At 70.4% G+C, this 11334-nt stretch carries 15 protein-coding genes; 5 read left to right on the top strand and 10 right to left on the bottom strand.

The window, feature by feature from the left end; all coding sequences use genetic code 11:
- Window positions 1–35: 35 nt before the first annotated feature.
- Complete coding sequence (locus GA0070608_RS22805; RefSeq protein WP_091630544.1) at window positions 36–788, top strand: HD domain-containing protein; 753 nt, start codon at window positions 36–38, stop codon at window positions 786–788.
- A 45-nt stretch (window positions 789–833) separates the two neighbouring features.
- Here the strand turns inward: GA0070608_RS22805 and GA0070608_RS22800 are convergent, their stop codons facing one another.
- The 3 genes from GA0070608_RS22800 to GA0070608_RS22790 all read right to left on the bottom strand — a co-directional run bounded on the left by GA0070608_RS22800 (window position 834) and on the right by GA0070608_RS22790 (window position 3474).
- Window positions 834–1766, bottom strand: coding sequence for an HNH endonuclease (locus GA0070608_RS22800; RefSeq protein ID WP_091630543.1), 933 nt, complete (start codon window positions 1764–1766; stop codon window positions 834–836).
- 150 nt (window positions 1767–1916) lie between these two features.
- Complete coding sequence (locus GA0070608_RS22795; protein WP_091635875.1) at window positions 1917–2906, bottom strand: DUF559 domain-containing protein; 990 nt, start codon at window positions 2904–2906, stop codon at window positions 1917–1919.
- Window positions 2907–3234: 328 nt separating this feature from the next.
- Window positions 3235–3474, bottom strand: coding sequence for a winged helix-turn-helix domain-containing protein (locus tag GA0070608_RS22790; protein ID WP_091630542.1), 240 nt, complete (start codon window positions 3472–3474; stop codon window positions 3235–3237).
- A 313-nt stretch (window positions 3475–3787) separates the two neighbouring features.
- Here GA0070608_RS22790 and GA0070608_RS33600 point away from each other — a divergent pair, with 313 nt between their 5' ends.
- Window positions 3788–4081 carry a DivIVA domain-containing protein gene (locus tag GA0070608_RS33600; RefSeq protein ID WP_245715893.1) on the top strand — a complete coding sequence of 98 codons (294 nt, stop codon included), beginning with the start codon at window positions 3788–3790 and terminating at the stop codon, window positions 4079–4081.
- Window positions 4078–4419 (top strand): hypothetical protein, encoded by a 342-nt coding sequence (locus GA0070608_RS33595; RefSeq protein ID WP_245715892.1) that lies wholly within the window; start codon window positions 4078–4080, stop codon window positions 4417–4419. The genes GA0070608_RS33600 and GA0070608_RS33595 overlap by 4 nt, the downstream gene beginning before the upstream one ends.
- Before the next feature lie 109 nt (window positions 4420–4528).
- On the opposite strand, the gene GA0070608_RS22775 is transcribed toward GA0070608_RS33595, so the two are convergent.
- The 5 genes from GA0070608_RS22775 to GA0070608_RS22755 form a co-directional block, all read right to left on the bottom strand.
- On the bottom strand, window positions 4529–4717 hold the full coding sequence (locus tag GA0070608_RS22775; RefSeq protein WP_091630541.1) for a hypothetical protein: 189 nt from the start codon (window positions 4715–4717) through the stop codon (window positions 4529–4531).
- A 188-nt stretch (window positions 4718–4905) separates the two neighbouring features.
- Complete coding sequence (locus GA0070608_RS22770; protein WP_091630540.1) at window positions 4906–5103, bottom strand: hypothetical protein; 198 nt, start codon at window positions 5101–5103, stop codon at window positions 4906–4908.
- Between the two features lie 3 nt (window positions 5104–5106).
- Window positions 5107–5358: a hypothetical protein gene (locus GA0070608_RS22765; RefSeq protein WP_091630539.1), complete on the bottom strand. Its 252-nt coding sequence runs from the start codon at window positions 5356–5358 to the stop codon at window positions 5107–5109.
- Between the two features lie 241 nt (window positions 5359–5599).
- Window positions 5600–6184, bottom strand: coding sequence for a hypothetical protein (locus GA0070608_RS22760; protein ID WP_091635867.1), 585 nt, complete (start codon window positions 6182–6184; stop codon window positions 5600–5602).
- A gap of 44 nt (window positions 6185–6228) precedes the next feature.
- Window positions 6229–6786 (bottom strand): restriction endonuclease, encoded by a 558-nt coding sequence (locus tag GA0070608_RS22755; RefSeq protein ID WP_218107565.1) that lies wholly within the window; start codon window positions 6784–6786, stop codon window positions 6229–6231.
- Between the two features lie 509 nt (window positions 6787–7295).
- Here GA0070608_RS22755 and GA0070608_RS22750 point away from each other — a divergent pair.
- Window positions 7296–7757, top strand: coding sequence for a hypothetical protein (locus tag GA0070608_RS22750; RefSeq protein ID WP_091635864.1), 462 nt, complete (start codon window positions 7296–7298; stop codon window positions 7755–7757).
- Window positions 7758–7860: 103 nt separating this feature from the next.
- On the opposite strand, the gene GA0070608_RS22745 is transcribed toward GA0070608_RS22750, so the two are convergent.
- Both GA0070608_RS22745 and GA0070608_RS22740 read right to left on the bottom strand, forming a co-directional pair.
- Window positions 7861–9492 carry an ABC transporter permease gene (locus tag GA0070608_RS22745; RefSeq protein ID WP_091630537.1) on the bottom strand — a complete coding sequence of 544 codons (1632 nt, stop codon included), beginning with the start codon at window positions 9490–9492 and terminating at the stop codon, window positions 7861–7863.
- Window positions 9489–10448: an ABC transporter ATP-binding protein gene (locus GA0070608_RS22740; protein WP_091630536.1), complete on the bottom strand. Its 960-nt coding sequence runs from the start codon at window positions 10446–10448 to the stop codon at window positions 9489–9491. The genes GA0070608_RS22745 and GA0070608_RS22740 overlap by 4 nt, the downstream gene beginning before the upstream one ends.
- Window positions 10449–10555: 107 nt before the next feature.
- Between GA0070608_RS22740 and GA0070608_RS22735 the strand changes: the two genes are divergently transcribed.
- On the top strand, window positions 10556–11284 hold the full coding sequence (locus GA0070608_RS22735) for a TetR family transcriptional regulator (protein WP_176733805.1): 729 nt from the start codon (window positions 10556–10558) through the stop codon (window positions 11282–11284).
- The last annotated feature ends 50 nt before the right edge of the window (window positions 11285–11334 follow it).

Genomic DNA, 11334 nt, shown 5'->3' with positions numbered 1-11334 from the left:
CCCCGGGCACGGCGAAGATCGGCTATAAGTGGCGGATGGAGTTTCCCGCCTACCTGGCCACCATGCCGATGCACGCGATCACCGAGATCCACGGCGAGCCCGGCCTGTTGGCCCGGTTCCGGTTGGAGCTGCGCGCGTTCGACGAGGCCGCCCGGGAGCGGCTCATCGAGGCCCTCGACCTGGCCGCCGAGCTGCACCGCGACGACCGGCGGGTACGCGAGCCCTACCTGAACCACCTGCTGCGGGTGGCGATCCGGATGATGCACCACTACCAGGTCCGCGACGTCGACGTGATCGTCGCCGGGCTGCTGCACGACGCGGTCGAGGACCACCCCGACGAGCTGGCCGCCTCGCGTGTCGGCGAGTTGGCCGGGGCGCACACCGGCGAGGACGCCACGGCCGCCGCCCTGGCGGTGCTCACGGAACGCTTCGGCCCGCGGGTCGCGCGCCTGGTCGGCGCGGTCACCAATCCGGCGTACGACCCGGGGCGGGACAAGCACGTCCAGTACCGGGAGCACGTGGCGGCCAGCCTGGACCGGGAGCCGTGGGCACGGGTCATCAAGATCTCCGACTTCACGGACAACGGGGTGGGCGTCATCCACACCGTCGGGCCGAAGGTGACCTCGTCCGCCCGCAAGTACCGGCCGCTCGTGCCGGTCTACCGGGACCTCGTCACCCGGCCGGACACTCCACTGTCGGCGCCGGTCAAGGAGCACATCCTCGGGCAGCTCGACCTGGCCGAGGAACGCTTCAGCGCCATCCTCGACGAACCACCCCACCCGAACTGACCGCGTCTCCCCGCGATCGGTTGACGCTCAACCTCGGTTGTGGAGTCAGGCCGCCTTGTAGACGGTGTCGAGGTGCCATTCGAGGAATTCCGCGTTCGGTCGGTCGGCCCGACGATCCGGAACAGCTATCTGCTCACCCGCCTTGGCATAGAACTGGTCGCCGTTGCCGAACTCGCTGCGAAGCCGAGGGCTGACCACGAGTCGATACTTGGGATCCACGCCCAGGTAGCCCTTGTCGAAGAGGATGTGCACATCCGACTTCAGGAGCAGCCCGTTGTCCAACCGATGCTCGCCGCCCTTGGGCAGTGGTCGGATGTGTGCGGCCTGCAACACCGGCTGAACCCGGCTTCCGGTGATGGCACAGCGCCGGGCGTACGACCCGAGCACCATGGCCTTGAACGACTGCTGGCCCAGTCGCTGAGGCACCAGGCGTGGATCTCCGTACACCGGGCCGGGACGATGCCAGGGCCCGCTCAGGTCCAGCTCGACCGTCGTGCCGATCAAGCGGTGGATCAGAAGTTGGAAGTAGTCGCCCCAGGCCGCGTCCGCAAGGTCGTACGTCTTGCCCTGCACCACGTTCGACTTGAACTCCGGCGGTGGACCGACAGTGGACTCGTCGGGGAAGAAGATGACGTCGCGCACGAAGATGCAGCCGATTACGGGATCCTCGTCGGGCGCGATCGGCTGCCTGCGGTAACGACCGACGCTGCGGCGCATCTCGTCGATGCTCGCCGCGCCGTTGGCCGCCGCGAACAACTCCCACGCCTCGGAGATTCGCAGCTGGGTGAAGCCGCTGAAAAAGCCGCCACCGATGACGCGGTTGAGAGGATGGTGCGCTTTGAAGAAGAAGGGTTCGCCGGCCGTGAGCGCTCGAAACCCGCCGCCCGAGGGCCGCCAGAAGTTGACCTCGTTCAACTCGGGACGGGCTGCCAGAAAGCGATACCACTTCTCATCCGTGACCCCCACGAAGGCCTTCACGCCGACAAGCCTGCCTTCACGTTGATCTCCGCGCCACCCGCCGAACGGCCGACGCCTCCACAAGTGACACGATCATGGATCCTGCCACCTCATTATCATGATCAGTTGATGGCCAACCGGAGCGTGGGGATGAATTTCCCCGGCTTCCCATCAAACGATCGTGGTCAACAGAGCCGTTCCGAGGTCGGAGACGAAGTTCTGTCTGCGGCGGGTCGCGAGGATGGCGAGCGTCTCGCGACGTACCTCGTCGGGTTCGTGGAGAAGCCGGCGGTGGGTGAAGCGGACGACGAGAACGTCCCGGGCCGCCAGCAGCGCGTCGCGGCGCAGGTCGATCTCGTGTTCCCGCGGGTCGGTGTGGGTCGCCGCGCCGTCCAGCTCGATGTCGACGAGCTCGGCCTCGGCGAACAGGTCGAGGTAGACGACCCGTCCGCCCAGCCGCACCCGCACCTGCCGTTGGAACGCCGGCATTCCTGACCCGACGAAGACGTGGTCGTGCCCCCAGATCTCCAACGGACTTCGGCAGCCCACGGCGAGCCGGTCCAGCAGCCCACGTAGTGCGGCACGATCCGCCAACTTCGGCGCGGTCGCCAACGCGGCGACGATCCGCTGTGGGGTGGTCAGGCGGTCGTTGACCGCTCTGATGAGGGTCGCCGGCCGGTCCACCGGAGGCAGCAGCGGCCAGGCGTCGACGAGCGTCCGGTCCAACCGGGTGACCGGCTCGCCGTCGCGTACCAGCGCGCAAGGTGGCTCCGGGGCGAAGGACCGACGATGGTGTACGACCAGGTGCGGCCCACTACGCAGCCCCGCACCGATCGGCACGTTCAGGTGTACCGGTTCGCCGGGCAGTTGGCGGCGCAGCTTCCACACGTCCAGGGCGGTGAGATGGCTCAACGCGCCACGCCCGCCTGTGTAGGCCACGGCCGCCCGGCGGGCCAGGATCGGGGCGACCCGGGCCAGCGGTGGCGCGCCCTCCACGCCGTCGACCAGGGCGGCGTCCACGTAGACCCTGGGCAGCAGCCGGAGCAGGCGCCCGGAGCGCGACGCATCCTCCAGCACCCAGCGCGGGAGTACCTGCGAGGCTGCCTGTCGGGTGACGAGCCCGCCGTTACGGTCGACCAGGCCCCGCAGCACAGAGTTCACGCCGCCGACCGTGCCGGACACGGCCACCGCCCGCCATGCGCCCCCGCGAGCGCTGTGGACAGCGTCCCTGCTGTGGACAACCCCCACACGAGTCCGACCTTGTGCTAAAGCGCCGATGATCGTTTGTCGACAACCCGGAAGGCGCCCACCACTTTAACCGGCTTCCCGTCACACGATCATGGCGCCACCCACAACCCGCAATCCATAGTCCGCCGCCCGCCATCGCAGTCCCCAGTCCCCAGTCCGCCGCCCGCCACCGCAGTCCCCAGTCCCCAGTCCCCAGTCCCCAGTCCGCAGCATGACGAACGGCGAAACAGCGGTGCCTCGATCAGGGCTCCCGCATCCAGAGCTTGGGATCGTTGACGAAGACGCCCTTGCCCTGGTGGCGACGGATGACGCGCAATGCCTCCAGCCGGGCATAGGCCATCTGCACGGTCCCGTGACTGACGCCGTAGCTCTCGCGCATCTCGGCGATCGAGGGCAGCTTGTCCCCCGGCTTCGACTTCTTGGACCTGACGTCGGCGATCACATCGTCGGCGATGCGCCAGTAGTCCGGCACTTCTCGCATGGCACTCCTCGCGTGGCAATCCGATTCGATCACACCGCGACGCGCCTAACAAGCAGCGTTGACTCATCTGACATGTCTAGCTATGTTGATTCAGAGCCGGTCCTCGCGTGGCAACGAGTTCGGCTCATCCCCCTGGTCGGGGCGGGTGTCCGTGCCCGTCCCGACCCACCGGGCTGCTCTGCTGTCGTACCGCCGATTGGGGCTGCGGCGGTGGAGCGGGCGGGTCGTCCGCGGCCCCCACGCGGACGACCCGCCCTTCCAGACCCACCGCGAGGAGCCTGCGCGCTCCCGCCTGCCCGCAGAGAGGATCATCGTGGCTCAGGTGTATCGGGGTGGCCAGCCCTACCCGGCCGGTCACCCGGGCCGGTTGACGCCGCACGAGGTGCGGACCCGCGAGTTCGCCGCGCGCCGGCGCGGCGTCGACCTCGTGGAGGTACGCGAGTTCCAGGCCCGGGTGGCCGACGAGCTGGCCATGCTCAACGAGACGGTACGGCAGCTCAGCCAGGAGAACGACCGGATCAAGCGGGCGCTGCGCGACTGGCAGACCATGCACGCGCGGGAGTGCCGGCCGCCACAGGAGTACGACCGCAACTCCGGTCACTGGTGACCGCACACCCCTCCCCCGGCGACCTGCTCGTCGTGGACGGCCAGGCCTCGGCGCAGTTCGCCGGGGATCGCGCCCTGACCTTCTGCGTCGTCTCGGTCTGCGACCAACCGACGTACGCCGGCTGGGTGTGGTTGACCGGCTACGTCCTCGACCGTCGCGGCAACGCGACCGCCAAGCGCGAGATCTACGTCCAGCTTGCCGGCCTCCGTCCCGTCGCCAGCCCGCCGACCCCGCAACGCCTGCCTGCCACCCGTTCCTGTGCTTCCCAGGGTGACCAAGGTGACGGCCGAGCAGCTCGCAACCGCCCTGGGCTGCGTGCTCGGGCTGATGCTCGGTGACGCGATCGGCGCGACGGGCGGCAAGGTGCCGGCGGACGGAACCCTGCCGGCCGGCCGCCCACGAGCTCGCGGGTGGCCGGCTCTTCGTGCTGCCTGGACCGGTCCTTGCTCAGTTGACCATCACACCCTGGTCGGCGCAGGCCGCCTTCAACCTCGACGAGTGCGCATCCAACATCGCCGAGTAGTCTTCGGCAGCAGAAAACTCTTCCTCTATGGACATCTGGCTGACCTTCCAGGCGAGATCTACGAGCGCGGTGCCGTGCGTTCGAATGTCAGCCTGCCGGGAGTCCGCAAACACCTCCCGAACTCTCCGGTATTCCGCTTCGGTGACCTTCGCGTCGTGCGCTGCCGCCAGCGTTTCACCGTCCGACGTGGCGGCAGGTTCCTGAGGAGTGGATGTGCCAGGCGTGCCCTGGTCAGCCGTGACCGTGTTCGGTGGTTCAGGCGCACGGCGAGCCGGTCGGCATCGCGTAGCTGGGCTGGCAGTCAACTGCGACGCTGTTTGCCCTTCTCGGTGGCCGGGGAGAACCGGCCTTCGAGGAACAGGATGAAGTCGATGGCGTGGTCGCTGCGTGCTTTCTGCACCCTGTCGGTGTATCCGCCGTCGGCGAATTCACTCTCGTAGTCGGCGTGTAGTTGCCGCAACTGGGCAAGGACGTCGGCGGGAAGCTTCGGGGTGGGCATCAGTCAGGCGCCCTTCTGCTTCTGCCGCTTCACTGTGTCCTTCCGGAACTCGACCATCGTCGCCGTCACCGTCTCCGCGGCAACCAGCCATCCGTGCCCTTGGTCGTAGTCGGGTGCGGCGTTGATAGGTACCCCGTCGACCTCGACCATGCCGTTGTCGTAGGCGGTGACCGTTACGGTAAGCGTCAACCCCTTGTCTCGCTTTGTGGGCTGCACCTTCATGTGTTTGCGGATCCGGTCAATGCTGGCGGGCATCAGAGGTCCTCTCGTTTCGGTGGCCGGTTGATCATCGTGGCTGCGCGAGGACGGGTCTGTCAGGTTGGCGACTCCGCTTCCTGGCAGTCGTGCGAGAAGGCCGCCCGGACGGCCCAGATCATCGTTTCCGTGTCGGCTCTGCCGGCCAGCCACACGTCCAGGTCGGCACGGCGCCCCAGGGCGGCTACGACGACGCCTTCCGGTTCGACCCGCTCGCCGGTCGAACCGTGAACGTCAAGACCTACAGCGCCGACGGCTCCGCTGTCTGCCGTGGCGCTCTGTCAGCCCGGATCTCATCCCGCCGGGCTTCGAGCATCGTGGCCTGGGCGACCGAACCGCCACGAACACCGAGGCCACCACGGGCCGCACGGTAGAAGAGGTCTCGCGCCTCGTTGGCCCGGTGCAGCAGGTCGGCGTGGTCGTCTGCCTGGGTGAGCCCCCGAGCGACCCGCTCGATCCCCCACACGGCGTCCCGCCAGTCACGCGCCGCCGACACCGTCGAGGCGTCCCCGAGCAGCAGGACGCTCTCCCAGGCCAGGGTGCGCCGGACGTCCGCCTCGGCCAACCGGGCGAGCCCTTCCTCCCGGTCCATGCGGTGTCCACGCGACTGGGGCCGCTCACTGGCGAGCATCCGTACAGCGATGGCGTGGATTTCCTTCACCACCCGCCCGAACTCGACGTACGCGTCGAGCCGCCGGTCGTCCCAGCGAACGGACTGGTTCCGCTTCCAGCGAGTGCGATCGGCGACCGAGGTGGCGACGATCGTGCCGATGGCGCCGATCAACACACCGATGAGCGCGGGCAACTGCGCGACGACACTTTCCATGGCTGCGAGCCTGCCAGCCGGCGGCAACCGGAGCGCCCACCGGGTCACCTGCCGAGCAGGCTCGACGGTGGCGTCCCCGTCCAGGCCCACGTCTCCAGCAGCCCCCGGTCGACCAGGACGATGCCGAGCTGTTGGGCGAGACGTACGCCGTCGCCGGCGGTGAAGAAGCCGTTCGTGACGATCATGCACAGCTCACCCCCGTGCACCTCCCGGCAGGTGCCGGCGAAACGCTGGATGGCGGCGCTGCCGACCCGGTTCGTCAAGCTCTGCCGCTTGCACTGTACGACGACGCGCCGGCCGTCCGGAGCGATCGCCGTGACGTCCGCCCCCCGGTCCCCGGAACCCCCTCTGACATGAACGTGCCGGAATTCTGACGCCTCCAGCAGCCTGGCGAACCACTGCTCGAACTCGGCCCCGGTCATCGCGTCGGTCACCGCGACGGCCCGGTCGCGCTCGGCCTGCTCGGTCCGCTGGCGCGCCCGCCGCTTCGCCCTGGCCGACAACAGGGCGACGGCACTCGCGACGGCGACGAGGACCAGAGTGGCCGACCAGTACGGGTGCCGCTGCACGAAGTCGACGATCAGGACTACCACGACGACCACGGCCAGTCCCCCGAGGACGAGCCCCCAACTGTTCCCCGAGCCGGCCCCGGAACGGCCACGCCGCGCGGGTCTTCCACTGCCGGCACGCCGCCGCCTGCGGTAGTGCCCCCGGACCCGGGCTCCGTTGCGGCGGACGTGGGACTTCACGTACGGCATGGGGCACCTCCGGAGGTCGGGTCCCCAGCTTCCCGCCCCGGTGCGACACACACGGCGCACGGATGCCGATACTGTCAGCTACCCGTCACTTCTGGAGATGCTGCCGTTCCAGCAGGCCCGCCTCCGCAAGGGATCCGGCGTGTCGGCACCGCCTTCGCGCACGTCCGCTCTGCACAGCATCTCGTCCGCCACAGCGCGTCCATCCCACCGCACCCTGTCGGGTCGCCTCTCGACGTGCAGGGCTTGACCCTCAAGTTGGTCGAGTCGCCAGCATGTGCCACGAAGACCCGACGGCCGGCCACCCGGCCACGACTGTGAGGAACACCGTGGACACGAACGACGCCGACGAGGTCATGGCGAACATCGGCCGTGCTTTGGAGTTGGGCCAGGCCGGCGACCGGGCCAACGCCCGCGACGCCCTCACCGAACTCTGGGGCCGGATCGGCTACGCCGGGGACGCCGTGCACCGCTGCACCGTCGCGCACCACCTGGCCGACCTGCAGGAATCGGTCGCGGACGAGTTGATGTGGGATCGCCGGGCGCTGGCCGCCGTCGCCGACCTCGACGACCAACGCGTCCAGCGGCACGACGTCTCGTTGCGGGTGCGTGCCTTCCTGCCGTCGCTGCACCTCAACCTCGCCGACGGGTACCGCCGTGCCGGCGACGTCGAGCGCGCCCGGCATCACGTGACGGTCGCGGCGCCCCTCGTCGCCGAGTTGCCGGATGACGGGTACGGCGCGATGATCCGCGACGCGATCTCACGGGTGACCGGGCTCCTCGACACCGGATCGCGAGAGCCCCTCGCCGCACCGTGAGGGTGCGCCATCGCAGCCGCACCAGCTCATCGCGCGCTCCTCATATGTCAGGAAGGGCACCTTGTACTACAGAATGCGTGTACAAGGTGCCCTTCCTGACAACTCAGCACGGGACGTCGCGGCGGCGGAAGGCGGCCAGGCCGGCCGCGAGCAGCGCCGCCGCCACCGCGGTCAGTACGAGCAGCGGCAGCACCGACGGGTCGACCGCCGGCACCGACGGCACGTGCGTGTACGGCGACAGGTTCAGCGCCGCCTGCGGCAGGTCGAGCACCGCGCCGAGCTGCCCGAGCAGCAGGAACACGATCAGCGCCGCCCACGACAGCGCCACCGACCAGCGCGGCAGCAGCCCGAACAGCGCCGTCACCACCCCGGCCACCACGAGCAGGGCCGGCAGCCGCACCAGCGCCGCCCCGCCCAGCTCGACGGCCTTCCCGAGGGGATCGCCGGCGACCAGGCCGTAGCCGAGGCCGGTGGTGAGCCCGCCCAGCAGCACCAGGGCGAGCGCGCCGAGTGTCGCGGCGAGCACCTGGGTGGCCAGCCACCGGGTGCGGCTGACCGCCGTGGACAGGACCGCCTCCAGCAGCCCGTCGGCCTCGTCGTTGCGCGTGCGCAGCAGCGCCTGCACGACGTACGCCCCGATGGTCAGCGCGAACAGCGCCAGCATGCTCGCCAGGTACGCGTCGATGAGTTTCGCGCCGCCGCCCATCGCGCTGATCGCCTCGGCGGCGGCCGGGTTCTCCTCGATCATGGCGTTGAACTCGTCACCGGCGATGCCCATCGAGAACCCGAGCACCGCCACCCCGACCGCCCAGCCGAGCAACGCACCGCGCTGCAACCGCCAGGCCAGTCCGGCGGGACTGAGCAGCCCGGGTGCAGCCGTGGCCGGCCCACGTCGGGGTGCGACCATTCCGGCGCCGATGTCGCGCCGCTCGGCGAGGGCGTAGGCCGAGGCCACCCCGGCGACCAGCAGTGCGGCGGGCAGCGCCAGCACCCACCAGCGTTCGCCGCCGAAGGCGCGGACCTGGTTGCCCCAGCCGAGCGGGGAGAGCCAGGACGGCCAGGCGCTGACCACGCGCAGCCCAAGCCCGCCGCCGGTCTGCTCGCCCAGCACGTCGCCCGCCGCGCGGAGCAGGAAGGCGATCCCGACGGCGGCGGCGGCGAGCGCGTTGGCGCCCCGGGAGGTGACCGACAGTTGGGCGGTGACGGCGGCGATGCCGGTGAACGCCACCCCGACGCCGCCGACGGCGGCGGCCGCCGCGACGGACCCGGCGAGTGGCAGGCCGGCCCCGGCGAAGGCGGCGGCGAGCAGGGCGGTGGCCGCCACGTTCGCGCCGACGACCACCAGCAGGGCGGCGGTGAGCAGCGCGTACCGGCCGACGACGGAGGCGCCGAGCAGTTCCGCGCGGCCGGTCTCCTCGTTCTGCCGGGTGTGCCGGACCACCGCGAAGGTGCTCAGCAGCGCGGCGAGCAGGGCCAGCGTCACGTACGTCTCGGCGACCACCACGGCGCCGAGGTCGGTGCCGGCTATCGGCCCGTTGAACGCGCGGGCGACCAGGCTGGACGCCGACGTGCTGGCGTACCCGACCCGGGACGCCTCGTCGGGGTAGAACTCCTTGACGCTGCCGGCGAGGGCGTAGCCGAGCAGCGGGGTGCCGAGCACCCAGATCGCCAGCCGGATCCGGTCGCGGCGCAGCACGAGCCGGGCGAGCAGCCCGGTGCCGGTGAACGCGCTCATCGGGCACCCGCCGGCCGGTCGGCGCCCGGACGGTGGTCGTCGGCCGGGTCCGCCACCGGAGGCGTGACGGCGGCGCGCTCGTCGCCGTAGTGGCGCAGGAAGAGTTCCTCCAGGGTGGGTGGGGCACTGGTCAGCGCGCGGACGCCGAATCCGACGAGGTGCCCGAGCAACTCGTCGAGGTGGGCGGGCTCCACCTCCAGGTGGATGCGTCCGTCGACCTCGCGTACCTCGTGGACGCCGGGCAGCTCCGCCAGGCCCGTCGCCGGCCGCGCGGTCTCGACCGTCACGGCCGTACGCGTGAGGTGGCGCAGCTCGGCGAGGGTGCCGGACTCGACGGTGCGGCCCTCGCGGATGATGCTGACCCGGTCGCAGAGCGCCTCGACCTCGGCCAGCACGTGGCTGGAGAGCAGCACGGTGGCGCCGTCGCGCTTGAGTTGGCGGACCTCGTCCTGGAACACGGCCTCCATCAGCGGATCGAGCCCGGAGGTCGGCTCGTCGAGCACGTAGAGCTCGACGGCCGAGGCGAAGGCGGCGACGATGGCGACCTTCTGCCGGTTGCCCTTGGAGTAGGTGCGGCACTTGCGCGTCGGGTCGAGGTCGAAGCGTTCCAGCAGCTCGTCGCGGCGGCGCCGGTCGAGGCCGCCGCGCAGCTGGCCGAACAGGTCGATGGCCTCGCCGCCGGAGAGGTTGGGCCACAGGTTCACGTCGCCGGGCACGTACGCCAGGCGGCGGTGCAGCGCCACCGCGTCCCGCCAGGGGTCGGCGTCGAACACCCGCACGTCGCCCGCGTCGCGGCGCAGCAGGCCGAGCAGGACGCGGATGGTGGTGGACTTGCCGGCGCCGTTGGGACCGAGGAAGCCTTGCACCTCCCCCGCCTCGACCTTCAGGTCGAGCCCGTCGAGCGCGCGAACGCTGCCGAACGTCTTGACCAGGTTGTCGATGGAGATGACGGGCATGAAGCCTCCTGCCGATGGCGGTGCCGACGTCCTCACTGTACTGACCGATGGTCAGTCGAATCAACAGTGTCGCCAGTCACCGGTCAGTCGTGGCTAGGCTTACCGGCATGACGGTCGAGGCCCCCAACGACACGCGTACCCGAATCCTGCGCGCGGCGCTGGACCTGTTCGCCGAGCACGGCTACCAGCGCACCTCGCTACGCCAGATCGCCGAGCGGCTGCGGCTGACCAAGGCCGCGATCCTCTACCACTTTCCCGCCAAGGAGCACCTGCTCGCGGCCCTGGTCGAGCCACTGGTGGCCGACTTCGAGGCGCTGCTCGACGCGGCCGAGGCGGGGCCGGCGGAGCGTGCCCGCTGGACGGTGCTGGAGGGCTGGGTGGACATCATCCTGGGCCACCGCCGCCCGCTCGGCATGCTCTTCCACGACATCGCGCTCGTCGGCCGGAACGACACCTACCACCGCCTGGTACAGATCGCGATGCGGGCCAACGACCTGATCGCCGGGCCCGACGCCGGGCGCCGGGAGCGGGTCCGGGCGGTGCAGGCGGTCGCCGCGTGCAGCGACCCGGTCGTCTTCTTCACCGACATACCGGTCGAGGTACTGCGCGCCGACATGCTCGACGGCGTGGGCCGGCTGCTGGGCGACGTGCCGCCGGGCGGCGCCGGGACGCCGCCGCGGCGCCGGCCGGGCCGCCCCCGGACGCTGAGCCACGAACAGGTCGAGAACGCGCGGCAGATGTACGCCACGGGCACGCACTCCGCCGACGACATCGCCGCCGTGCTGGGCGTCTCCCGGGCCACCGTCTACCGGCATCTCGGCCTGTCTGAGACATAATTGTGAGACGGGTTATGAGATGGTTTTGCGACAGGCCCGTCCCACTTCCG

The organism is Micromonospora peucetia (assembly GCF_900091625.1).
Taxonomy (GTDB): Bacteria; Actinomycetota; Actinomycetes; order Mycobacteriales; family Micromonosporaceae; genus Micromonospora; species Micromonospora peucetia.
Note: the sequence above shows the minus strand (reverse complement) of the source record. Positions and strands in the feature narration are given on the sequence as shown.

Coding starts and splice junctions, on each gene's coding strand:
- GA0070608_RS22805 (WP_091630544.1), top strand. CDS start 36: ATGGAGTTTCCCGCCTACCTGGCCACCATGCCGATGCACGCGATCACC.
- GA0070608_RS22790 (WP_091630542.1), bottom strand. CDS start 3,474: ATGCGAGAAGTGCCGGACTACTGGCGCATCGCCGACGATGTGATCGCC.
- GA0070608_RS22770 (WP_091630540.1), bottom strand. CDS start 5,103: ATGCCCACCCCGAAGCTTCCCGCCGACGTCCTTGCCCAGTTGCGGCAA.
- GA0070608_RS22765 (WP_091630539.1), bottom strand. CDS start 5,358: ATGCCCGCCAGCATTGACCGGATCCGCAAACACATGAAGGTGCAGCCC.
- GA0070608_RS22760 (WP_091635867.1), bottom strand. CDS start 6,184: ATGGAAAGTGTCGTCGCGCAGTTGCCCGCGCTCATCGGTGTGTTGATC.
- GA0070608_RS22750 (WP_091635864.1), top strand. CDS start 7,296: ATGGCGAACATCGGCCGTGCTTTGGAGTTGGGCCAGGCCGGCGACCGG.
- GA0070608_RS22745 (WP_091630537.1), bottom strand. CDS start 9,492: ATGAGCGCGTTCACCGGCACCGGGCTGCTCGCCCGGCTCGTGCTGCGC.
- GA0070608_RS22740 (WP_091630536.1), bottom strand. CDS start 10,448: ATGCCCGTCATCTCCATCGACAACCTGGTCAAGACGTTCGGCAGCGTT.
- GA0070608_RS22735 (WP_176733805.1), top strand. CDS start 10,556: ATGACGGTCGAGGCCCCCAACGACACGCGTACCCGAATCCTGCGCGCG.